28 protein-coding genes and 2 pseudogenes are annotated in these 22,566 nt (G+C 49.4%); 10 read left to right on the forward strand and 20 right to left on the reverse strand.

Going from position 1 to position 22,566, the window contains the following annotated elements:
* Nucleotides 1-4: 4 nt before the first annotated feature.
* Nucleotides 5-760 (forward strand): zinc ABC transporter ATP-binding protein ZnuC, encoded by a 756-nt coding sequence (gene znuC, locus BFV63_RS13325; RefSeq protein ID WP_003859757.1) that lies wholly within the window; start codon nucleotides 5-7, stop codon nucleotides 758-760.
* Nucleotides 757-1,542, forward strand: a complete 786-nt coding sequence (gene znuB, locus BFV63_RS13330) for a zinc ABC transporter permease subunit ZnuB (protein WP_003859755.1) — start codon at nucleotides 757-759, stop codon at nucleotides 1,540-1,542. The genes znuC and znuB overlap by 4 nt, the downstream gene beginning before the upstream one ends.
* A 52-nt stretch (nucleotides 1,543-1,594) precedes the next feature.
* On the opposite strand, the gene ruvB is transcribed toward znuB, so the two are convergent.
* The 6 genes from ruvB to aspS form a co-directional block, all read right to left on the reverse strand.
* Nucleotides 1,595-2,605, reverse strand: a complete 1,011-nt coding sequence (gene ruvB / locus BFV63_RS13335; protein ID WP_003859753.1) for a Holliday junction branch migration DNA helicase RuvB — start codon at nucleotides 2,603-2,605, stop codon at nucleotides 1,595-1,597.
* 8 nt (nucleotides 2,606-2,613) lie between these two features.
* Nucleotides 2,614-3,228 (reverse strand): Holliday junction branch migration protein RuvA, encoded by a 615-nt coding sequence (ruvA, locus tag BFV63_RS13340; RefSeq protein WP_003859751.1) that lies wholly within the window; start codon nucleotides 3,226-3,228, stop codon nucleotides 2,614-2,616.
* Nucleotides 3,229-3,308: 80 nt separating this feature from the next.
* Nucleotides 3,309-3,830: a crossover junction endodeoxyribonuclease RuvC gene (gene ruvC / locus BFV63_RS13345; protein ID WP_003859749.1), complete on the reverse strand. Its 522-nt coding sequence runs from the start codon at nucleotides 3,828-3,830 to the stop codon at nucleotides 3,309-3,311.
* 34 nt (nucleotides 3,831-3,864) lie between these two features.
* The gene (locus tag BFV63_RS13350; RefSeq protein WP_003859747.1) at nucleotides 3,865-4,605 is read right to left on the reverse strand and encodes a YebC/PmpR family DNA-binding transcriptional regulator; all 741 of its coding nucleotides are present in this window, start codon (nucleotides 4,603-4,605) and stop codon (nucleotides 3,865-3,867) included.
* Nucleotides 4,606-4,632: 27 nt separating this feature from the next.
* Entirely contained in the window at nucleotides 4,633-5,076 is a 444-nt protein-coding gene (nudB, locus tag BFV63_RS13355) for a dihydroneopterin triphosphate diphosphatase (protein WP_003859745.1), read from the reverse strand.
* 1 nt (nucleotide 5,077) lies between these two features.
* A complete protein-coding gene (aspS, locus tag BFV63_RS13360) occupies nucleotides 5,078-6,850 on the reverse strand; it encodes an aspartate--tRNA ligase (protein ID WP_003859743.1) in 1,773 nt (590 codons plus the stop codon).
* 262 nt (nucleotides 6,851-7,112) lie between these two features.
* Here aspS and BFV63_RS13365 point away from each other — a divergent pair, with 262 nt between their 5' ends.
* Together BFV63_RS13365 and BFV63_RS13370 are read left to right on the forward strand one after the other, a co-directional pair.
* Nucleotides 7,113-7,679, forward strand: coding sequence for a hydrolase (locus BFV63_RS13365; protein ID WP_017384353.1), 567 nt, complete (start codon nucleotides 7,113-7,115; stop codon nucleotides 7,677-7,679).
* Nucleotides 7,676-8,170 (forward strand): annotated as a pseudogene (locus tag BFV63_RS13370) (DUF72 domain-containing protein); the annotation flags it as partial. The gene BFV63_RS13365 and the pseudogene BFV63_RS13370, both read left to right, overlap by 4 nt.
* 27 nt (nucleotides 8,171-8,197) lie before the next feature.
* On the opposite strand, the gene BFV63_RS13375 reads toward BFV63_RS13370, so the two are convergent.
* The 10 genes from BFV63_RS13375 to BFV63_RS13405 all read right to left on the reverse strand — a co-directional run bounded on the left by BFV63_RS13375 (nucleotide 8,198) and on the right by BFV63_RS13405 (nucleotide 14,405).
* The gene (locus tag BFV63_RS13375; protein ID WP_087866529.1) at nucleotides 8,198-9,091 is read right to left on the reverse strand and encodes a hypothetical protein; all 894 of its coding nucleotides are present in this window, start codon (nucleotides 9,089-9,091) and stop codon (nucleotides 8,198-8,200) included.
* 405 nt (nucleotides 9,092-9,496) lie between these two features.
* Nucleotides 9,497-9,685 carry a hypothetical protein gene (locus tag BFV63_RS13380; protein WP_045626072.1) on the reverse strand — a complete coding sequence of 63 codons (189 nt, stop codon included), beginning with the start codon at nucleotides 9,683-9,685 and terminating at the stop codon, nucleotides 9,497-9,499.
* 1 nt (nucleotide 9,686) lies between these two features.
* Nucleotides 9,687-9,947, reverse strand: a complete 261-nt coding sequence (locus BFV63_RS13385) for a hypothetical protein (RefSeq protein WP_045626074.1) — start codon at nucleotides 9,945-9,947, stop codon at nucleotides 9,687-9,689.
* Nucleotides 9,947-10,510, reverse strand: coding sequence for a hypothetical protein (locus BFV63_RS13390; RefSeq protein ID WP_069597548.1), 564 nt, complete (start codon nucleotides 10,508-10,510; stop codon nucleotides 9,947-9,949). The genes BFV63_RS13385 and BFV63_RS13390 overlap by 1 nt, the downstream gene beginning before the upstream one ends.
* Before the next feature lie 407 nt (nucleotides 10,511-10,917).
* Nucleotides 10,918-11,754 (reverse strand): hypothetical protein, encoded by an 837-nt coding sequence (locus BFV63_RS13395; RefSeq protein ID WP_038991815.1) that lies wholly within the window; start codon nucleotides 11,752-11,754, stop codon nucleotides 10,918-10,920.
* A 162-nt stretch (nucleotides 11,755-11,916) separates the two neighbouring features.
* Entirely contained in the window at nucleotides 11,917-12,084 is a 168-nt protein-coding gene (locus tag BFV63_RS23075) for a hypothetical protein (protein ID WP_154598169.1), read from the reverse strand.
* Nucleotides 12,074-12,205, reverse strand: a complete 132-nt coding sequence (locus BFV63_RS23485; protein ID WP_256044401.1) for a hypothetical protein — start codon at nucleotides 12,203-12,205, stop codon at nucleotides 12,074-12,076. The genes BFV63_RS23075 and BFV63_RS23485 overlap by 11 nt, the downstream gene beginning before the upstream one ends.
* A gap of 1 nt (nucleotide 12,206) precedes the next feature.
* Nucleotides 12,207-12,770, reverse strand: a complete 564-nt coding sequence (locus BFV63_RS13400; RefSeq protein ID WP_069597549.1) for a helix-turn-helix domain-containing protein — start codon at nucleotides 12,768-12,770, stop codon at nucleotides 12,207-12,209.
* 57 nt (nucleotides 12,771-12,827) lie between these two features.
* Nucleotides 12,828-12,977, reverse strand: coding sequence for a type II toxin-antitoxin system HicB family antitoxin (locus tag BFV63_RS23080; RefSeq protein WP_154598168.1), 150 nt, complete (start codon nucleotides 12,975-12,977; stop codon nucleotides 12,828-12,830).
* An 873-nt stretch (nucleotides 12,978-13,850) separates the two neighbouring features.
* A complete protein-coding gene (locus BFV63_RS13405) occupies nucleotides 13,851-14,405 on the reverse strand; it encodes a recombinase family protein (RefSeq protein WP_069597550.1) in 555 nt (184 codons plus the stop codon).
* 229 nt (nucleotides 14,406-14,634) lie between these two features.
* On the opposite strand from BFV63_RS13405, the gene BFV63_RS13410 reads away from it, so the two are divergent.
* The gene (locus BFV63_RS13410; protein WP_042893383.1) at nucleotides 14,635-14,970 is read left to right on the forward strand and encodes a hypothetical protein; all 336 of its coding nucleotides are present in this window, start codon (nucleotides 14,635-14,637) and stop codon (nucleotides 14,968-14,970) included.
* 291 nt (nucleotides 14,971-15,261) lie between these two features.
* Nucleotides 15,262-16,185, forward strand: coding sequence for a hypothetical protein (locus tag BFV63_RS13415; protein WP_069597551.1), 924 nt, complete (start codon nucleotides 15,262-15,264; stop codon nucleotides 16,183-16,185).
* 65 nt (nucleotides 16,186-16,250) lie between these two features.
* Here the strand turns inward: BFV63_RS13415 and BFV63_RS13420 are convergent, their stop codons facing one another.
* On the reverse strand, nucleotides 16,251-16,574 hold the full coding sequence (locus BFV63_RS13420) for a hypothetical protein (RefSeq protein ID WP_045626083.1): 324 nt from the start codon (nucleotides 16,572-16,574) through the stop codon (nucleotides 16,251-16,253).
* Between the two features lie 54 nt (nucleotides 16,575-16,628).
* The gene (locus BFV63_RS13425; protein WP_081329673.1) at nucleotides 16,629-18,185 is read right to left on the reverse strand and encodes a recombinase family protein; all 1,557 of its coding nucleotides are present in this window, start codon (nucleotides 18,183-18,185) and stop codon (nucleotides 16,629-16,631) included.
* 53 nt (nucleotides 18,186-18,238) lie between these two features.
* Here BFV63_RS13425 and BFV63_RS13430 point away from each other — a divergent pair.
* From BFV63_RS13430 to cmoB, 4 genes and pseudogenes are all read left to right on the forward strand, one after another.
* Nucleotides 18,239-18,586 (forward strand): annotated as a pseudogene (locus tag BFV63_RS13430) (DUF72 domain-containing protein); the annotation flags it as partial.
* 51 nt (nucleotides 18,587-18,637) lie between these two features.
* Complete coding sequence (locus BFV63_RS13435) at nucleotides 18,638-19,033, forward strand: MAPEG family protein (protein WP_003859737.1); 396 nt, start codon at nucleotides 18,638-18,640, stop codon at nucleotides 19,031-19,033.
* 40 nt (nucleotides 19,034-19,073) lie between these two features.
* Nucleotides 19,074-19,817, forward strand: coding sequence for a carboxy-S-adenosyl-L-methionine synthase CmoA (gene cmoA / locus BFV63_RS13440; protein WP_003859735.1), 744 nt, complete (start codon nucleotides 19,074-19,076; stop codon nucleotides 19,815-19,817).
* On the forward strand, nucleotides 19,814-20,785 hold the full coding sequence (gene cmoB / locus BFV63_RS13445; protein WP_003859733.1) for a tRNA 5-methoxyuridine(34)/uridine 5-oxyacetic acid(34) synthase CmoB: 972 nt from the start codon (nucleotides 19,814-19,816) through the stop codon (nucleotides 20,783-20,785). The genes cmoA and cmoB overlap by 4 nt, the downstream gene beginning before the upstream one ends.
* 260 nt (nucleotides 20,786-21,045) lie before the next feature.
* Here the strand turns inward: cmoB and cutC are convergent, their stop codons facing one another.
* Nucleotides 21,046-21,789 (reverse strand): copper homeostasis protein CutC, encoded by a 744-nt coding sequence (cutC, locus tag BFV63_RS13450; protein WP_023314351.1) that lies wholly within the window; start codon nucleotides 21,787-21,789, stop codon nucleotides 21,046-21,048.
* 78 nt (nucleotides 21,790-21,867) lie between these two features.
* Complete coding sequence (locus BFV63_RS13455; RefSeq protein ID WP_015570274.1) at nucleotides 21,868-22,428, reverse strand: VOC family protein; 561 nt, start codon at nucleotides 22,426-22,428, stop codon at nucleotides 21,868-21,870.
* Between the last annotated feature and the right edge of the window lie 138 nt (nucleotides 22,429-22,566).

A 22,566-nucleotide genomic window follows, 5' to 3' on the forward strand; every position in this document is an offset into this window, starting at 1 on the left:
TGACATGACGACTTTAGTTTCTCTTGAAAATGTTTCGGTCTCATTCGGCCAGCGCCGCGTCCTTTCTGACGTGTCGCTGAATCTGAAGCCCGGCAAAATACTCACGCTGCTCGGCCCTAACGGTGCAGGCAAATCGACGCTGGTGCGCGTCGTATTAGGCCTGGTAGCCCCTGACGCAGGTGTTATCGTCCGCGAAGACAAATTGCGTATCGGCTATGTGCCGCAAAAATTACATCTTGATGCCACCCTGCCCCTGACGGTGAGCCGCTTCCTGCGCCTCCGTCCCGGTACGCGTAAAGCGGATATCCTCCCGGCGCTGAAACGCGTTCAGGCGGGACATCTTGTTGAGGCGCCCTTGCAAAAGCTGTCGGGCGGTGAAACCCAGCGCGTATTGCTTGCCCGTGCCCTGCTCAGCAGCCCTCAGCTGCTGGTCCTGGACGAGCCGACGCAGGGTGTTGACGTCAACGGTCAGGTTGCGCTGTACGATCTGATTGACCAGCTCCGTCGGGAGCTTAACTGCGCGGTGCTGATGGTCTCCCATGATCTGCATCTGGTGATGGCCAAAACCGACGAAGTACTGTGCCTGAACCATCACATTTGTTGTTCCGGCACGCCGGAAGTGGTGTCAATGCATCCCGAATTTATCTCCATGTTTGGCCATCGTGGCGCCGAACAGCTGGGCATCTATCGCCATAATCACAATCACCGCCATGATTTACAGGGACGAATTGTCCTGCGTCGGGGAAATGGACACTCATGATTGAACTGTTACTGCCCGGCTGGCTGGCCGGGATTATGCTTGCCTGCGCCGCGGGTCCACTCGGCTCGTTTGTCGTCTGGCGCAGAATGTCCTATTTCGGCGATACGCTGGCCCATGCTTCATTGCTGGGTGTCGCGTTTGGTTTATTACTGGACGTGAACCCGTTTTATGCGGTGATTGTCGTCACGCTGCTGCTGGCTGCCGGTCTGGTCTGGCTGGAAAAACGCCCTCACCTGGCAATTGATACCCTGCTCGGCATTATGGCGCACAGCGCCCTGTCGCTGGGCCTGGTGGTAGTGAGCCTGATGTCAAACATCCGCGTAGATCTGATGGCCTACCTGTTTGGCGATCTGCTGGCCGTCACGCCCGAAGATCTCATTTCCATTGCCATTGGCGTGGCGGTGGTGCTCGGGATCCTGCTGTGGCAGTGGCGGAGTTTACTGGCGATGACCGTCAGCCCGGATCTGGCCTTTGTCGACGGCGTGAAGCTTCAGCGCGTGAAGCTGCTGTTGATGCTGGTGACGGCGTTAACCATCGGCGTGGCGATGAAGTTTGTCGGCGCGCTGATCATCACGTCGCTGCTGATAATCCCTGCCGCCACGGCGCGCCGTTTTGCGCGTACGCCGGAGCAAATGGCCGGTATCGCGGTGATTATCGGAATGATTGCGGTGACGGGCGGGTTAACCTTCTCGGCGTTTTATGACACGCCAGCGGGGCCGTCGGTGGTATTGTGCGCGGCGGTGTTGTTTATTTTCAGTATGATGAAAAAGACCGCGCAGTAGTCAGCATGTCCCCGGTGGCGCTTCGCTTACCGGGGCTAGAATTTATCGCTACTTACGGCATCGCGGGCGGCGTAATGCCGAAATGATTCCACGCCCGCACCGTCGCCATACGACCGCGCGGGGTACGCTGCAAGAAGCCTTGCTGGATCAGATACGGCTCCAGCACATCTTCGATAGTCTCACGCTCTTCGCCAATTGCCGCCGCCAGGTTATCCAGCCCTACTGGCCCGCCAAAGAACTTATCCAGCACCGCCAGCAGCAGCTTACGGTCCATATAGTCAAAACCTTCAGCATCGACGTTCAGCATATCCAGCGCCTGGGCGGCGATCTCGGCCGATATAGTGCCGTCGTGCTTCACCTCGGCAAAGTCACGCACCCGGCGCAGCAGGCGGTTGGCGATACGCGGCGTACCGCGGGAGCGCTTCGCCACTTCAAACGCCCCCTCTTCGCTCATATCCAGCCCCATGTAGCGCGCGCTGCGCCCCACAATATGCTGAAGGTCGGGCACCTGATAAAACTCCAGACGCTGCACGATACCAAAACGGTCACGCAGTGGAGAGGTCAGCGAGCCGGCGCGGGTCGTGGCGCCAATCAGGGTAAACGGTGGCAGATCGATTTTGATCGAGCGCGCGGCCGGACCTTCACCGATCATGATATCCAGCTGGTAATCCTCCATTGCCGGATAGAGCACTTCCTCCACCACCGGCGACAGGCGATGGATCTCGTCGATAAACAGCACGTCATGCGGTTCGAGGTTGGTCAGCATCGCCGCCAGGTCCCCTGCTTTCTCCAGTACCGGGCCGGAAGTGGTACGCAGGTTAACGCCCATTTCGTTGGCGACGATATTCGCCAGGGTGGTTTTACCTAACCCCGGCGGACCAAAAATCAGCAGGTGATCGAGCGCATCGCCGCGCAGCTTTGCCGCCTGGATGAAAATCTCCATCTGAGAACGAACCTGCGGCTGGCCGATATACTCATCCAGCAGTTTGGGACGGATCGCGCGATCCACCACGTCATCTGGCTGAATGGTGCCTGCCGATACCAGGCGGTCTGCTTCAATCATCCTTTACCTCACAATGCAGCGCGCAGCGCTTCACGAATCAGGGTTTCACTGCTGGCATCCGGTTTAGCAATTTTGCTCACCATCCGGCTGGCCTCCTGAGGTTTATAGCCCAGCGCCACCAGCGCGGCAACCGCTTCCTGCTCGGCATCATCATCCGATGCAGGCGCGCCCGGGGAAGTCAGCACCAGATCGGCTGCCGGCGTGAACAGATCGCCATGCAGACCTTTAAAGCGGTCCTTCATCTCGACAATTAAACGCTCGGCAGTTTTCTTCCCGATGCCCGGAAGTTTAATTAACGCAGCCGGATCTTCACGCTCAACGGCGTTCACAAACTGTGGCGCTGACATACCGGACAGAATCGCAAGCGCCAGCTTCGGCCCGACGCCGTTGGTTTTGATCAATTCGCGGAACAGGGTGCGTTCCTGTTTGTTATTGAATCCGTACAGCAGCTGAGCGTCTTCACGCACCACAAACTGGGTAAAGACAACCGCCTCTTTGCCCGCCTCCGGAAGCTCGTAGAAGCAGGTCATCGGCATATGGACTTCATAGCCCACGCCACCCACTTCCAGCAGCACTAACGGGGGTTGTTTTTCAATGATGATGCCTCTGAGTCTGCCTATCACGTGACGCTCCTGCGTTCTGGAAGAAATTATCTGCCGACATAATAAAAAAAGGCTGGATAAACATCCAGCCTGATTTGTCATTATCGTAACCTGCCTCGCGCCAGATTGAGCCGCGACTCGCTCATTTGCATCGCATTCTGGCTGACGTGACAGTGGGTAATCGCAATGGCCAGCGCATCCGCGGCGTCGGCCTGCGGGTTCGCAGGGAGCTTCAGCAGGGTACGCACCATGTGCTGCACCTGGCTTTTCTCCGCGCTACCAATGCCCACCACCGTCTGCTTAACCTGACGGGCCGCATACTCGAACACCGGCAGATCCTGGTTCACGGCGGCAACAATCGCCACGCCGCGCGCCTGACCGAGCTTTAACGCCGAGTCAGCGTTTTTCGCCATAAAGACCTGCTCGATGGCGAAATAGTCCGGCTGAAACTGAGTGATGATCTCCGACACGCCCGCATAGATGAGCTTCAGGCGCGACGGCAGATCGTCCACTTTGGTGCGAATACACCCACTGCCGAGGTAGGTTAACTGGCGTCCCACCTGACGGATAACGCCATACCCGGTGACGCGTGAGCCTGGGTCAATCCCGAGAATAATCGACATCACGCGTCTCCTGTAACGGATCTACACGCTCTCATCAGAGAGTCGCTGCAACCTCATCAGAGATTTCACCGTTGTGGTACACTTCCTGTACGTCGTCGCAGTCTTCGAGCATGTCGATCAGACGCAGCAGTTTCGGTGCGGTTTCCGCATCCATGTCCGCTTTGGTAGACGGGATCATGGAGACTTCAGCGTTATCCGCCTTCAGGCCAGCCGCTTCCAGCGCATCACGCACGGCCCCCATCTCTTCCCATGCGGTGTAAACATCAATAGCGCCGTCGTCGTAGGTCACCACGTCTTCCGCACCGGCTTCCAGCGCCGCTTCCATGATCGCATCTTCGTCGCCTTTCTCGAAGGAGATGACGCCTTTTTTGCTGAACAGGTACGCTACAGAACCGTCAGTGCCCAGGTTGCCGCCGGTTTTGGTGAACGCGTGGCGCACTTCCGCAACGGTACGGTTACGGTTGTCGGACAGGCACTCAACCATCACCGCCGTACCGCCAGGACCGTAACCTTCATAAATGATGGTTTCCATGTTCGCGTCTTCATCACCGCCCACGCCACGTGCGATTGCACGGTTCAGGGTGTCACGCGTCATGTTGTTGGACAGGGCTTTATCCACCGCTGCGCGCAGACGTGGGTTAGAGGCCGGATCGCCGCCGCCCAGACGCGCCGCTGTCACCAGCTCACGAATGATTTTGGTAAAGATTTTACCGCGTTTGGCATCCTGTGCCGCTTTGCGGTGTTTGGTGTTGGCCCACTTACTATGACCTGCCATAAAAAGTTCTCCAAAAATCGCGCCTTCTCAGGCAGCGTTAATTACAAATTCTTCAATCGCCTGCCGGTTGCTCCACGACTTGGTCAGTGCGGCGGCATCCGCCGCATCCACCCAGCGGTAGGTCAGGTGTTCCGTGAACACGATCTCCCGCTCATGGGGAAGCGCAAGGCAGAACCATGATTCCGTATTGCGCTCAATTCCCGGTGCATAGCGATGACGTAAATGGCTAAAAATTTCAAACTCCACCGTGCGCTGACAGTCCTTCAGGGTCAGTTGCTCGTAAGCAACATCAATGGCGACCTCTTCCTTTACTTCACGCGCGGCGGCCTGCGGTGCGGTCTCCCCCTCTTCCAGGCTGCCGGTAACCGACTGCCAGAAATCCGGATCGTCGCGCCGCTGCAACATCAGCACCCGCTTCGTGTCTTCTGCATAAATGACCACCAGAACCGAAACGGGACGCTTATATGCCATATCAGTTTTTCTCTTCCTTCTTCACCACCTCAATGCCCAGCTCAGCCAGCGCGGCCGGGTTGGCAAAGCTTGGCGCTTCGGTCATCAGACACGCGGCGGCAGTGGTTTTCGGGAAGGCGATCACATCACGGATGTTATCGGTGCCGGTCAGCAGCATGGTCAGACGGTCAAGACCGAAAGCCAGACCCGCGTGCGGAGGCGTACCGTATTTCAGCGCGTCCAGCAGGAAGCCGAACTTCTCGCGCTGCTCCTGTTCGTTGATGCCCAGGATGCCGAACACGGTCTGCTGCATTTCACCGCTGTGAATACGCACGGAACCACCGCCCACTTCGTAGCCGTTGATGACCATATCGTAGGCGTTTGCCACTGCGTCTTCCGGTGCTGCCTTCAGCTCTGCCGGCGTCATGTCTTTTGGCGAGGTGAACGGGTGGTGCATCGCGGTCAGGCCGCCTTCACCGTCGTCTTCAAACATCGGGAAGTCGATCACCCACAGCGGCGCCCATTTACTTTCGTCGGTCAGGTTCAGGTCTTTGCCGAGCTTCAGACGCAGCGCACCCATCGCATCCGCAACCACTTTCTTGTTGTCTGCGCCGAAGAAGATCATGTCGCCGTCCTGCGCACCGGTGCGCTCAAGGATCGCTTCCACGATGTCCGCATTCAGGAATTTCGCCACCGGGCTGGTGATGCCTTCCAGACCTTTTGCACGCTCGGTTACTTTAATATAGGCCAGACCTTTCGCGCCGTAGATCTTGATGAAGTTGCCGTAGTCGTCAATCTGCTTACGGCTCAGGGCAGCACCGCCCGGCACGCGCAGTGCCGCCACGCGGCCTTTCGGATCGTTAGCCGGGCCAGCAAAGACCGCGAACTCAACGGCTTTCACCAGGTCTGCCACGTCCACCAGCTCCATCGGGTTACGCAGGTCTGGTTTGTCGGAGCCGTAGCGACGCTCGGCTTCCGCGAAGGTCATGATTGGGAAATCGCCCAGCTCAACGCCTTTCACGTCGTTCCACAGGCTACGCACCAGGGCTTCCATCACTTCACGCACCTGCTCAGCGGTCATGAAGGAGGTTTCCACATCGATCTGGGTAAATTCTGGCTGACGGTCAGCGCGCAGGTCTTCGTCGCGGAAGCATTTCACAATCTGATAGTAGCGATCGAAGCCAGACATCATCAGCAGCTGTTTGAACAGCTGTGGAGACTGCGGCAGCGCATAGAATTTGCCTTTATGGACGCGGGATGGCACCAGGTAATCGCGCGCGCCTTCCGGCGTGGCTTTGGTCAGCATCGGGGTTTCGATATCAAGGAAACCGTGGTCATCCATAAAACGGCGCACCAGGCTGGTGATTTTCGCACGGGTTTTCAGGCGCTGAGCCATTTCCGGACGACGCAGATCCAGGTAGCGGTATTTCAGACGCGCTTCTTCGGTGTTGACGTGGTTGGAGTCCAGCGGCAACGCTTCCGCGCGGTTGATGATCGTCAGATCGGACGCCAGCACTTCGATAGCGCCGGTCGCCATGTCGGCGTTGACGTTTTTCTCGTCACGCGCACGCACGGTGCCCGTCACCTGAATGCAGAACTCATTGCGCAGCTCAGAAGCCAGCTTCAACGCATCAGCGCGATCCGGATCGAAGAACACCTGAACGATACCTTCGCGGTCACGCATATCAATAAAGATAAGGCTACCAAGATCGCGACGACGATTGACCCAACCACACAGGGTGACCTGCTGCCCGACGTGGGACTGACGCAGCTGCCCGCAATATTCTGTACGCATGAGATATCCCTTAATTAGCCGCAGGCTGATTGTCGCCTGTCTCGCAGGCTACGATGTCGCAGCTTTCTGTATGTCACAACTGGATGAAAAAAGGCGGCTATTATACTGGAAATTCTGCCGCACGATAAGAGCGAAGCACGACCTGACGCGCGTTTGCTGAACTCTTATTGCCTATTCTCACAAAAATTAACAAAATTATCCGACCGATAACAGGCCATCACGTCGTAAGGTGTAGAAAAGCAATCATTTGACGGGAGCGACGATGTTTACACTTGATGCCACCAAAACCGCCCTTGTGGTCATTGATTTACAGGAAGGCATTCTGCCTTTTGCCGGTGGTCCGCACACCGCTGACGATGTGGTCAGCCGCGCTGCGCGCCTGGCAGAAAAATGCCGCGCCAGCGGCTCGCCTGTTGTTATGGTGCGCGTCGGCTGGTCCGCTGATTTCGCCGAAGCGTTAAAACAGCCGGTTGATGCTCAGGCCCCGGCGCAGGCGCTGCCGGACAACTGGTGGACATATCCTGTCTCGCTCGGTAAACGCGACAGCGATATAGAAGTCACCAAACGCCAGTGGGGCGCATTCTACGGCACCGACCTGGAGCTCCAGCTGCGCCGTCGCGGGATCGACACGATTATTCTGTGCGGGATCTCCACCAACATTGGTGTGGAATCCACCGCCCGTAACGCCTGGGAGCTGGGCTTTAACCTGGTGATCGCGGAAGATGCGTGCAGCGCAGCCTCTGCGGATCAGCACCAGGGCAGCATGACCCATATCTTCCCGCGTATCGGTCGCGTGCGCAGCACGGATGAGATCCTCAGCGCGCTATGATGTACGTGGGCCTGCCCCAGTGGTCGCACCCGAAATGGGTGCGCCTGGGTATTACCAACCTTGAAGAGTATGCCCGACACTTTAACTGCGTGGAGGGCAATACCACGCTGTACGCTCTGCCCCGCGCGGAGATCGTCGAACGCTGGCGCGAGCAAACCACCGACGACTTCCGCTTTTGCTTTAAATTCCCGGCGACCATCTCCCACAACGCCGCGCTGCGCAACTGCGATGATTTAACCCACGAGTTTTTCACCCGGATGTCGCCTCTGGCCAACCGTATTGGCCAGTACTGGCTCCAGCTTCCCGCCACGTTTGGCCCACGCGACCTGCCCGCCCTCTGGCAGTTTCTCGAGGCCCTGCCACTTGATTTCACCTACGGCGTAGAAGTGAGGCATCCGGAATTCTTTGCCAAAGGCGACGCGGAGAAAGCGCTCAATCGCGGCCTGCATGAACGATCGGTCAACCGCGTGATCCTGAAGAGACCTTTCTATTGATACACTTTCCCTCTCAGACTGAAATCACTTATTTTGAAGATTAATCTCTGATGTTTCGCTTTGGTTGAGTTTAACCTCTTCAATAAATTCAGCTACGCTCCGTTTTTTCCTTATACCATTCTTCAGAGCATTCCTTTGTTCTGAAAGCTCGAAGTCTTCCACGCTGAACAAATCAGAAATTTCATCCACCAATTGCTGAACTGACCTTCTGTCATCAAGTCTTAGGGCTTTTTCTAACAGAGTCGTAACGTTTATCGCAATATCTTGAATCTTTTGCTTTTCCTTTAACAACTCTTCAAAATCGGCTTTCTCATCCTCAAGTTTTTTGGTAAGAAGTTCAATTTTTTCATCAAGGATTTTCTTTTGGGTTTCAAGCTCTTCAGTTAGTATCTGCTCGCGCTTGCCTCTTTCGACTTCAGTCTGTATATCAGCGTTGATTTTGGCAATTTCAACATCCACTGCCATATCTGATTGAACCTTAAGCTTTGATAGCTTGATGTTATCTTGAAACACTCTCTCCTTGGACTGAAAAACATTATCCTTGTATCTGTCATCAGCCCACCTATGTGCCTGAGACAGGAGCCACTGAGCATAGGGTGAGACAACAGCCAAAATGCTGCCAGAGAGGATGGGGGCAAACACGTAATACAGATAGAAATAATCCTGTGAAAGGATGTAATCGATTCGGAACTTTACAGGCGCATCACTCATGAACAACATTGCTAGGTTAGGCCAATTAAACCATGTCCACGCCAGAATAATGAACCCCCACAAGGGACTCTTAATCCTCTGTTCTAAAGCATGTTTCACTGAATCAGTGAGACCTCCATCCATTATTGAACCTCTAATTCTCAGCTTTTTCTTATCATAATCGTTCAAAATATTTTTCGAAACAATACTGGCAACATGAATGGCCACCCTCGGCAACCCTTACAATTAGAAGATGGCTAATCGATTGATAAACATGAATACGGCGGGATTAATGAGAGGGGTTAAACAGCTTCAAGCAAATGAGAGAGAGCAACCACTCGGATTCGTTCTTGCGTGTAACCTGCTAAACGGTACTTCTTAACCAACGAGTAACCAATCTCATCCAGACGGTTAAGAGCCTTATCAGACAGCTTCACAATGATGTTATTTCGGTTATCCCCACCTTCAGAGTGAAACGGTGCTCTTGCTGCTGAAGCGGTTACCCGTACAATCTGTGGCTTTGGTTTAGGCGGCTGTCTACGTGTCTTTGAACAGTCCACACATCTACCCGATGAGACATAACGGATAAGTGAGCCGCAATGAATGCAAGGCTTATCAGGGTTAGTGAAAGTATTAGCCATTTAAGAGTCCTTCTAAGTAGCTGGTGATTCGGGCTTGCTGGCAACGGGTTGAACCATCGTTTGAACGGCGAACCAGCTTATCAAATAATTGAGGGTGGATTTTTCCAACCAGATTGTGACCAACAATTAGACGCTTTTCAGAATCGTAATAGTTAATAGGGGCGTTAATTGTATCTTCCATATCAGCCCCCGCTTACCATCTGTTTAATAGCCTCTTTCAAGGCTGCATCTCTTTGCTGTTCAATTGTTGGCTTAGGCTTCACCTTATACGTGGTCACCGCTTTAGCTGGCTTCACTGAGGGCTTTGGCTTATTACCTGAAGAGAGTGCTTTAAAGGTTGATTCACTGATTTCATTTTGACCGTTGAAATATTTGAATTCCATTGAGTCAGTAAGATGATTATAGCTGCCACGTTTGGACAGCCCTTTCATTGGAATACTCATTATTCGGTCACCTCTTCAGAATCGGTGACAATCACGTTCAGGTAATCTGTAAAGTCTTTTACAGCATCCCGAGCTTTACGGGCTTCAATCACAATCTTGTTTCGCTGGTGTACAGCTTCAGAGGTTTTTACCTTCAGACGTTCAATCATCTTTTCAATGGCTAATTCAGCTTCAGCTTCAGCTTTATCAGTTGCGTCTTTCAGAGCATTCTTTTTAGATGAGATAAAATAGATTAAGCCCATTCCTACACGATGAACGATATAACCTTGTTCAGCCATGCTTTGAATCACAGATTGCTGGTTTGTTGGGTAAACCTGAACAACTTTAAAACCGTGTCTTTCAGACGGGTTAGCCAAATACTCAGCCGTCTTCTGTTGAATAAGCACTGAGCGGGATTCTAGAGCGTTTTGATATTCAAATTCAGCTTTACTCATTCGGTCAGTGGCCTGTTGAATCCGTGGGAAGTACAACTTTTCAATATGCTGTTTCTGTTCGAACGGTAATAAGTGGGAAATGCTTGCAACTGGCGATTCAATTCTTACAGCTTGATTTAAATTAGTCATTAGTAATTACTCTTAGTCTGGTTTGCTTAGATTTCAGAAAGCACAAAACCGCATCCAGCCAACTTAATGTTACGGGACACGGTTCAATGTTTTCAAATTAGGGCTGTTCATCTTCTCAAGAGGAATTCCCGTCACTCGTTCGGGATGGATGCCAAAGAAGATAAACAGAAGGAACTGAGGAGTCAGATAATAAATCGGGGATTGATGGATGGTGAAATACCCCCTAACTCATATAACCATTCTTTCATACATTAACAAATTGTCAACAGTTTCTAAGTGATTATTTCTCGGATAAACCTGACGAGCAAAAACCTTTTACATGGCTGACATCCTAAAATCTTTTGATTGCCTCACTATAAAGCTTTAGATAAAAACCTTATAAAGCCACAATTATATAATTTCAAGCTTTACTCTCTGGCGCCACCATCTCGAACCATTTTTGCCAAATCATTAACTGAACTATCATTTTGAATGCTATGCTCTAGCTCAGACCAAACTTCCCAGTCAACATCAACTTCATCGATACTTTTATCACCGAAGCATATCGATATATACCGGACAATATTTCGGCAAACTAAATAGTAGTTCAATGCCTCAAGTCTTGAAGCTGGTTCAGGTGATGATAAATGGGTAAGTTCATTTCGTCTTTTTGAGATGACTTCATAAAGAGAAATCTGATTTTCAGATAACTCTTTTACACCCAACCTCCCCCACCGTTTAATTCTTTTACGACATGAGGAGAATTGATACTCTGCCATATGCCTGTCAATGCTTTTTCTTCTAATGCCTTCTATGCCATACTCTTCTACATCTTTCAAGGTGTATTTATCATCATTACAAATCCTCTGTAAATTTGAGGACAATTCCTTTTCGTAGACATAGAATTCATATTCTTCCAGCAGGCAAAACAAGTAAAGAATTGTTTGCGCCGACATAATTTCTTCAGGCTTAGTCATTTCATGAATATTAATGAACTTTCGCCCCCCACCTTTTCCTTTTTCTGGAGTTTTAAAGTCATTAATAACATGTATTGCAAGCTGGAATAGTTCGGATGTCTTCAGGGCTAATGGGAGGATTGTTTTATCCAATCTTGGACGGTTTGCTGCACTATGTAAACTTGGGCCAGTAGACCATTTCTCCTCCGAAAATGACATTGCCGAATTAGCAGCGACGGCCAACTCACAAGCGTAAAGTGCGGAATGAACATACAATTCCATTTTCTTTATTAAATCCACAGCTTTCATCTGTTGCCTCATTATCAATAATGAATACTTAGTGACGGCTATATTATATACTGCAATAGAATTGAGTGCTATAGCGAAAAGCAATAACTACCAATTTTATCAACTGAAAGGTTCATATTGTCTGCTTCCACTCACAGTAGTGATACCTTTGCATTGTTAAAGTCACACAACTATTATTTTATCACAACCACTAATCTCATTCATTTTCTTATTGAGCAACACCGCTAAGGTCTGCTGTCGTGTTAAATCATATTTTTCACCTAATTGACTCAATAGTTCAAGCGTCTTGACTGGCATATTGACTACTGAAGCCTGTTTCTTATCCGGCATTGTTTAACTCCTCTTTCACGATAATTTCTAAGGTCTTCTGACGGCTCAGGCCGTACAGCTTAGATAGCGCTTCTAGCTTTTTTATTAGTGCTGGCGCAATATGCACCACTACGTATTTCATTTTACAATTCCTCATAAACTGGCATTTTAATTGGTTCGTCGTCTTCCTCTGAATCACTGACAAAAAGATAATTCAGTTTACTTTCTGATTTAGGCTTTGGTTTAGAAAGACGGATAATAACTGGTTCAATCTCTTCTACAACGTCAATAAATGGATTCTCATCTCCTTCAATCACTGGAAAGGGAAGGACATTATTAGAATCACTGGTAATTATGGTCTCTGGTTCAGATACTGATTCAGGTTTATTATCTTGCTGGTGGCGTTTAATTAATTCAGGTGGCATGATTTCAACTGTGTACACCTTAGAACTATCATAACGCTGAATAGAACTAATAAGACATGATTCATGTAATTGGGTTAAAGCCCCTATAGCAACCTTTCGTCCAATACCAAACAATTCACACAGGTAATTAATTGAGGGGAAGACTTCTTGACCGTTTCTTTGAAGACCTACCATAAACAGGTAAATCATTTTAGCTGAAAGAGATAACTTAACACCGTTGAAAGAAGTGATTCGGGTTACATCACTATAAGCGGGGGTAAACGGGATTTCATAGAGTTTCATTCATGGGATTTTCCTAATATCAGAAATGCCTTTTAACAAGGCCGTATATTGTTCGGTTTAAGCTGTGATTACATTTTCACGAATCATGTTTTTAATCAGGGCTGAGTAGCTAACACCCTGTTTCGCTGCCATTTCAACAATTTTACGGTGAATGGCGTGTGATACTTCAACGCGGATTGTTACTTGCTGTGGGATGTCTTTTCTCATTGGGCTTTCCTTCATGCAATTCAATAAGCTATAGAAATACTGTAACAATACATTAACAATCTGTCAACATATTTGTTTGATTTTTAATCTCAAATAGTATAAGGGATTCTTTTTTGCATGATTAGTTGAAGGGTGGGGATACCAAAACGGTATAGGGGGTCTACCAAAAGGGAATGGGGGGTGTACCAAAACGGCATAGGGGGTATGCCAAAAGGAAACACTATTAGAATAAAGATAAGAATAGAGAAGAGAACAGAATAACTAAATAGATTACTGTAAAGAGGGCTAACGCCCTGAATCACCATGATTTATTTACCTTAACCGATTGTAATCGATTGTTTTTTATGCTACCCTAAAACCTCTTAACAGATTCTTTTTGTTCTTTGTTTTTCATCTTCTTGTCTCTGAGTATCTTTTAAGAGTTCTTTAAAGAAGCCCCTCTAACCTCACCTTGCTTCGCTCATCGGTGATTCTGGTTTCCACCTTGTAGCCTTCAATAAATCATATCGGGATCCGTGAAAGAGGCTTTGAAGCTGGTGGATGAATTTTCACAAATATTATTTTTCTAAAAAATTTTCAGACCTATTTTTATTTCAGCTTTACCGGAAACTTTCAGCATATCTAAAGCAACTTTGAAGATTTTGGATAGTCTGAATCTCTCTGCTTAGTAGCGCCCTTTTCAAAGATTCCATACCAATGGCAAAAAATGAACATATCTGAGCCTGTACAGCGCTCTAAGCGATTATTTAATGATAGTAACCCTAACCCATAGGTTAATAACAAAGACTGCTTAGAATGCGTTACAGGGATCCTGATAAACGCCAGACATAAAAAAGCCCCAACGAAGGGGCATTGTGAATCACCATACAATTGTTACTTGTTCAGTCGATAGAAAGTCGCCTTACTAATCTGTAACTCACCCTGCACCTGCTTTGGTGACATTCCCTGTGAAAGAAGTTCCTGAACCTGTTCAGCTGTTGCTTTAATCGGTCTGCCACAGTGAACCCCTTCTGACTGAGCACGTTTGATGCCAGCTGTGCGGCGCTCTGCTATCAAGTCTTTCTCTAAAGAAGCCAATCCAGCCATCATAGTGAGCATTGCCTTACCCACTGGTGTAGAAAGGTCGAACCCCTCACGCAAGCTGATAACCTTCACACCTTTAGCCTGTAAAGTCTCAACCGTGGATAATACGTCGATGGTATTACGGCCTAAGCGGTCGATCCCGATAACTACCAGTGTATCCCCTTCACGTACATAGCTCAGTAGGTCACCGAACCCTTTACGCTCTGTTGCCTTAATGCCACCTGATACAGCCTCATCAGAGAACCATTTACCCACCTGATAACCAGCCTCATTGATTTGTTTCTTCTGGTTCTCAATAGTCTGGTCAGAAGTTGAAACTCGAACGTAAGCGATTACAGATGACATTATGGTGATTCCCTGAAAGTTGTCTCAAAACCTAGTCTCAAAATGATACATGTATCAAAACTCAAAATCAACCTTTTGAGACGAGCTAATCACACCTTTAGAGACCCTTTTCAGCAGTATCAAAACCACTTCCTTTTGAGACTGCATCGACTGAGGGTTGATTGTAACCACATGACCAATCAATTATCTTAAAAGCCACTTGATAGCCCCTAACATAGACGGTAAGAGCATGTTACACACAGCGGCATTGATTGCCCCAATCATCGGTTATTGTTCGTTCAGTTGTGGGATGACCTCATACTTATGGTGTAAAGGTAAAGAGTTGAGCAAGTTGGGGTGGGTACTTGCCATCTTTAACGTTGCGGCCTTTTTATATCTGAATCACATATTGCTTATTGACCTGATTCAACGTGTGGCTGATACGTCTGATGGCTATATAAGCATCTTTGATGATGACTTTGTGTCGGATGTTTCCCGCAATACCATTCAGATTATGATTACCTATATAGCGGCCTCAACTGCTGGCGGTTACTTTGGAGCAAAGAAGAAATTTAAACAGGATTAAATTCACTGAATAATGCCTGTTCTGAATAAAGAACAGTTAATAGGCTACAGCTATTGATAATGCTTGTTTAGATAGGTGTTTTTAAGCCACCTATGAACACTGTTTTTCACTGTTAATTTAGCCATCTAAACGGCTATTCTTCAGCGTTAGCAAGTCATTGAAGGGGTCACTATGGAAATTTCAAGAATCGAAAAGGAAATCTGGCTAACCATAGCGGCTAAACAACTGTCTCACAAACTAACTTTTCACTAAGATGATAAGGATGACACAGCATAAGGAGCTTCAAAGGAAATGAAAGAAACCATTTATAACATCTTCTGCTTTTGTCCTGATGGTGTTCACATCACACATTGCGGAATCGTTGCGCATGAACGAGATGGTGACGATAATCAAAAACTGGAATTTTTAAGCAAGCAGTTAGAAACTGATTTAGCTTCTTGTAGGGCATTTCATGACATTCACCCTTCTGTACTCGATGATGACAAAAAACTGACACTTACAAGGTACAACACAAACTTGAGAGTGGGTAATAGCTACGCCCCCTTTGAGTTGGCTCTTGAGGCTGTTAAAGCCCCTGCTAACCCTTTACTAATCGTTACACCAGTTGTTCAGAATAAGTTACAATATCATATTAAGCATCCGGTAGATGAACAATTGAGGAATGAACACACCCCTAACTATCATATTGAGGGGGTTCTTGACATTCCAGACTACCTTAATAAGTATTTAACAGGGAGTAAATTCCACCTCAAAAAGCTGATTAATGATGACCACATGGAGCCTGTGAAGCTTCTCTTTAATCAAAAACACTATATATCAAGCTTTAAGCTACTTGTTTCATTAATTGATACCATTGCTTACCTTGAATATGGTGACGTGAAAAGGAACTTCCAACAATGGCTCGATACCTATTCAGAAATCAGCAAGTTAGACATTACACCTGATGAAGTCTATCAGTTGAGGAACTCTTTATTGCACATGACCAACCTCAACTCCAGAGATGTTCTGAAGAAAAAGCATCGACGCCTGAGCATTGCCATTTGCAAAAAAGGTCATCCGACTCAGTATCATGATGAAATTGTATATTTCAACTTTACAGACTTTTTATTCATCTTTGATGAAGCTGTTGATAGATGGGTTGATAGCTACAGAGATAGTAAAAAGCAGTTAACTTTAATTGAAAGATATGATGAAGTATTGAGAGATAACTTCTGAGTAAGAAAGGGGCGAAATCGCCCCATTAATTCACTGAGATTCTAACTTACCAATATAGCTAATAGTTAGCGAATTGAGCCATCAGGATAAAGATACATTCCACCTTCAAGATAAACCGCTTCACCATCTTCAACAGCCATATCCTCATATAGTGCAGCTAATTCATTCGGCTCTTTTTCCAGTGAAAGGTATGTCTCAACATCATAATCTTGTGCTTCTAATTCTTCATTTGAAGAGACACCTAACTTTTGCTTTAAAGCTACAATATCAAAAATCCAAATCTTGCCATCCTTGACGTAATAAGCGCCATTATCATAACCACGCTCATCAAGAACTTTTTCAAAGCCCATTGAAAGGGCTTTAAACACACTATGTTTTTTGTTAGCCATAACTACCCCTGAGAATATTTTTGTTTGAGCAATAAGTTACCTTCTTTAGAGGGCTTACTCAATCATCCTGTAAGTGTCAAAATCGAACTCATCAGCCTCTAACACTGGCAAGACTTCTAAGAAGATTTCACCGTCAACCACCCTATCAAGTGGAAAGTTAAGCAGCTTCAAGCCGTTGTGTAAGAAGACATCACATTTCTTTCCAGCCGTGTTAAGTTGGATTTCTTTCACTATCCGCTTAATGATAATTTGCGCCTCTATCCGGTCTTTCTTCACAGTCAAATCAAGATGACTGATTGTCTCAAGCTGGCTTGATTGCTCTCGCTGGTGAACCTCTGAGACAGCCTTTTCAGCGTCCTTAATCTGGCTATTCAGGGCTTTCAAATCCTTAGCCATAGATTCGGTATCATCTGCCAGCATAGCCAGCTTAATAAGCCTCTCACGCTGTTTGTGAAGCTCTTCTAGCTCACTTTGAAGAGAGCCTATAGCAGAGCCGTTATTACGATTGAGTGAAAGACGGTTAGTATTGTAAAGCAGCCCCTGAACCAATGCGCGGTCAGTCTGCAATCTGCTGAACCCAACACTATTACAGCGCCCTTCACTCTTCATTGAGCATTTGTAAATACCAGACCTTTTAGCAGACACACCCGCAACAACGACAATAAAGCCACACTCAGAGCATCTGAGAACGCCCTTGAAGAGATTTGTTAGCAAAGGTAAGTCAGAGGAAGGTTTACGTCCTGAACCCTGTTTAAGCTGCTGTACAGCGTAGAATTGCTCATCGGTGATTATTGCGGGGTAATAGTTAGAAATCTCAGCTACACCCTTAACAGCCATTGATTTAGAAGGGACTTTGTAACCAATCACCGAACGGTTTGAAAGTAACTCTGTGACCGATGATTGAGACCAGCCGCCTGTAACGGATTTGAACTGGTTCAGAGTGGAAAACCCTTCATCATTCATTTGCTTGGCTATCTTGACGTGAGACAAGCCCTCTAACCGTAGCTGAAAGACACGTTGAACAGCCTTTACATTCTCAGGGATGAATTCAAAGTGTGAACGGTCTTCAGAGACTTTTAACCATGCTGCACAACGCTTAGACATGATTTCACCGTTAGCTGCACGTTCCCTTTTAGCAGCCCATACAGACCTTAAACGGGTAGATTTCATCGCGGATTCTTCGTGTGCTCGTTCCATCACCAGCATTGCTTTAATCATGGAAAGCGAATCTTTGAGACTTTCTTTCGTGTACCACTCGTTATCGACAAGGGTCACCACTTCAACGCCAGCCCTGAGAATTTTTCTAAGCTGTTCCCCTGCTGTATCGATGTCCTGACGGCTTACCCTGTCCAAAGATTCGACAAGTAAGACTGAACCCGATTCAATATATCCAGATTCCACAGCGGCTAAGAATTCACCGAATGCACCAGACTTAGCATTAGCACCAGAGAAGCCGCTTATACCTAAATCCTGAAAACGTAGTGATTCGTCTAAATAGTAATCAGGATTTCGTTTTAACCAATCGTTAATGTACTTGCTTTGACGCTTAGTAGAGTCACCAACTGATTGAATTTTTGTAGAAAATCGTATGTATGAGATTGCTTTTGGCATGGGGGTTTATGATTAGTGATGAAGAGATTGAAGAAGTGTATCATAAGAAAGGTGTAATCCTCGACAGCCGCCCCGTGCACAGCGCAATCCCGCACAGCGAAGCCGTTGTTGATGCCCAGCGCAAAAAACCGAAAGTGCCCGTCCATGCGATCGTAACGGCGCAGAACCCGATGGTCCGGTTTATCGGCAGCGATAACATGCAGCAAAATGAGGAGATGTTCGCCGTCTGGCTGCAAACGCTGGCGAAATGGGAGCACACCACCACGCCGTACCTTTTTTTACATACGCCGGATATCGCACAGGCGTCTGAACTGGTCGATGCTCTCTGGCAGGCCTTGCAGCAGGCGGTTCCGTCGGTTGGCCCCGCGCCGTCCATCCCACAACAATCTTCTCTTTTCTGAAATCACCCCCTATCATAGAGACGTGCCATCTGCCAAAAACAGGGAGTTAGTATGGTCAGCGCGCTGTATGCGGTGTTAGGTGCATTACTGCTGATTAAGTTTTCATTTGATGTTGTGCGCCTGAGAATGCAGTACCGCGTCTCGTACGGTGACGGGGGCTTTTCTGAGCTGCAAAGCGCAATCCGGATCCACGGCAACGCGGTCGAGTACATTCCCGTCGCGTTAATTTTACTGCTGTTAATGGAGATGGATGGCGCTGAAACCTGGATGGTGCACGTCTGCGGGCTGCTGCTGATAGCAGGGCGTTTGATGCATTATTATGGTTTTCACCACCGCCTGATCCGCTGGCGTCGTTCCGGCATGAGCGCGACCTGGTGCTCGCTTTTGCTGATGGTGCTGGCTAACCTTTGGTATATGCCGTGGGAGTTGGTTTTCTCCTTCCATTAGCGCACAATATGCCCCTTTATTTTTCCCGGATTTTTACGTTATGTCAGATCGCGACACGCTTTTTTCCGCGCCTATCGCCAGCCTGGGCGACTGGACCTTTGATGAACGGGTAGCCGAAGTCTTCCCGGATATGATCCAGCGCTCTGTTCCCGGTTATTCCAATATTATCTCCATGATCGGCATGCTGGCGGAGCGTTTTGTTCAACCCGGCACGCAGGTCTATGACCTGGGCTGTTCGCTGGGAGCGGCAACGCTGTCCATTCGTCGTAACGTTCATCACGAAGGCTGCAAGATTGTGGCTGTCGATAACTCACCGGCCATGGTCGAACGCTGCCGTCGCCACATTGACGCGTATAAAGCCCCTACGCCTGTGGAGGTGGTAGAAGGCGATATCCGCGATATCGACATTCAGAACGCCTCGATGGTGGTTCTGAACTTTACCCTTCAGTTCCTGGTGCCGGACGATCGTCAGCGGTTGCTGGATAAAATTTATCAAGGCCTTAACCCGGGCGGCGCGCTGGTGTTGTCTGAGAAATTCAGCTTTGAAGACGCCAGCGTGGGCGAACTGCTGTTCAACATGCACCATGATTTCAAGCGTGCAAATGGCTACAGCGAGCTGGAGATCAGCCAGAAGCGCAGCATGCTTGAAAACGTCATGCTGACGGATTCCGTAGAAACCCACAAAGCGCGCCTGCGCAAAGCCGGATTTGAACACAGCGAACTGTGGTTCCAGTGCTTTAACTTTGGTTCTCTGGTGGCGCTGAAAGCCGGAGACGCAGCATGATCGAGTTCGGTAATTTCTATCAGCTGATTGCCAAAAACCATCTTTCCCACTGGCTGGAAACCCTGCCTGCGCAAATTGCCACCTGGCAGCGCGATCAGCAGCATGGTCTGTTGAAGCAGTGGTCCAACGCCGTGGAGTTTCTGCCTGAACTGACGCCTCATCGTCTGGATTTACTGCACAGCGTGACGGCGGAGAGCGAAGAGCCGCTCCCGGCCGGGCAGATCAACCGCATCGAAACGCTGATGCGTAACCTGATGCCGTGGCGCAAAGGGCCGTTTTCACTTTACGGCGTAAACATCAACACCGAGTGGCGCTCTGACTGGAAGTGGGATCGCGTTCTGCCGCATTTATCCGACCTGACCGGGCGCACCATTCTGGACGTGGGCTGCGGTAGCGGCTATCACATGTGGCGCATGATCGGCGCAGGCGCGCATCTGGTCGTCGGTATCGATCCGATGCAGCTGTTCCTGTGCCAGTTTGAAGCGGTGCGTAAGCTGTTGGGTAACGACCAGCGTGCGCACCTGTTGCCGCTGGGTATCGAGCAACTCCCTGCCCTGAAAGCCTTTGATACCGTTTTCTCGATGGGCGTGCTGTACCACCGTCGTTCCCCGCTGGAGCATCTCTGGCAATTGAAAGATCAGCTGGTCAGCGGCGGCGAACTGGTGCTCGAAACGTTGGTTATCGAAGGCGATGAACATGCCGTTCTGGTGCCGGGCGATCGCTATGCGCAGATGCGCAACGTTTACTTCATCCCTTCCGCGCTGGCGCTGAAGAACTGGCTGGAGAAATGTGGGTTTGTCGATGTACGCATCGCCGATGTGTGCGTGACGTCGATTGAAGAACAGCGTCGCACCGACTGGATGATCACCGAATCGCTGGAGCAATTCCTCGACCCGGACGATCACAGTAAAACCATCGAAGGCTATCCGGCCCCGATGCGTGCGGTATTGATTGCGACGAAGCCGTAGTTTGTGCCGGGTGGCGGCTGCGCCTTACCCGGCCTACGCGTCGCACGTTTTCTCCAAAATAGTTCAAGTTGCAGCAAGGCGGCAACGCAGCGAATCCCCGGGAGCTTACATCAGTAAGTGACCGGGGTGAGCGAGGCGGCCAACGCGGCTGCGGCTTGAAATATGAAGGAGAAAAAAAGGCCCCTGTGTAATTTGCAGGGGCCTGGTACAAGCAAGCATCATATTGGGCGACATGATGCGCGGTAAAAATCGGTACGTTGCTACACGTGATGACGTTCAATCAACGATTTCATTACCGCAACCGACTCTCCATCCACACCGTAGCGCGAGTACTCATCCGCTTCAGCATCCGTCGACATTGACAACCCTGTATTGCGATAACGCATGGGTGAAGGTATCCATTTACCCGCTGAGCTGTGCAGCTCTTCCACCCCTGCGTTTAAAAACAGTTCCAGATTGCTGGCGCGTACTCCTGCGCCCGCCATGATTATTGGAACACCGGAATGTGCTTTTAGTTCCGTAATTAATTTCAGTCCTTTTTCAGCCGAGGACTGCTGGCCCGACGTCAGAACGCGCGCCACGCCCAGTTCTGCCAGCGTATCAAAGGCTTGTATCGGATCCTGACACATATCGAACGCACGATGAAAAGTGACCACCATCCCCCGGGCGGCGCGCATGACCTGACGCATACGCGGAAGATCGATGTTGCCGTCTTCGTCCAGTACACCGATCACCAGCCCCGGAAAACCTAAATCACGGACGAGGGCGATATCCTCAAGCATGGCACTGAACTCACCCGCCGTATAACAAAAATCACCGCCGCGCGGGCGAATAATCGGGTGCACCGGAATAGTGATGGCCTGACGGGCTGATTTCAGCACGCCAGAGGACGGGGTTAATCCTCCTTCTTTCGGTGCCGCGCAAAGCTCGATGCGATCGGCCCCGTGCCGTTGCGCAGTGACGGCACACTCCACGCTGTAACAACAAATTTCCAGCAGCGCCATGTCATCCTCCTTAAATTTCACTCAACGTATCATCGTGGCACGTTGCCCGATTGGTGTCTGGATCGACGCTCACAATGCTTACGCTTCGCTGGCGACGATCTGCTCGATAGTCCAGGGATGGAATTTCACCGTCACGTTGCCGTCCGTTACGGCAAGCGTAGGGTTCGGTAAGCGTTCGCGCTCCCCTTTTGGCGAGCTGGTTTTGACGAAAATACCCGGCTGGCTTAACCCCTCGTCGGAAAGCAGCGCCAGCGCACGGGCGTTCAGCGTCTCGGGTTCCCCAGGCAGAACAATTTCGATATGCTCCCAGCCTTCGTGCGGATAACGCTTCTCTCCTGGCCAGGGCAGTTCCACAACGGTGAATTGCCAGTGCGCCACCGTTACCGGCGCGTGAAGTTTGAACAGGCAGATCGGGCGACCGTTAATGATATTCTCCGACAGCAGTTCTCCGCACTGTTCAAAGCCACGCCGCCAGCGTTCGGCGGTGGCATTCTGGTGGCAGCGCAAAGAGATGTGATCGGCCTCAAGCGGCGCGATATCCAGCCCGAGACGGGTGGCAAGTTCTGTGAACGCCTGGGTGAAGCGCGGTAAATCTGCGGAAATATCATGCAGTTCGTCAATGGTGTGCCAGTTCGCCATAGGTCAGTCTCGTTTCGTGTAGCAAAGCCGCTAATTTACTCTGTTGCCCCCTGTCGACCAACCGCAGAATCACGGTTTTTTCGACTGCATGATTATGCATACCGTCTTCGCCTGGATTCCGAGCGATCTTCGCCCCCC

Source organism: Enterobacter hormaechei subsp. xiangfangensis (genome assembly GCF_001729785.1).
Taxonomy (GTDB): domain Bacteria; phylum Pseudomonadota; class Gammaproteobacteria; order Enterobacterales; family Enterobacteriaceae; genus Enterobacter; species Enterobacter hormaechei_C.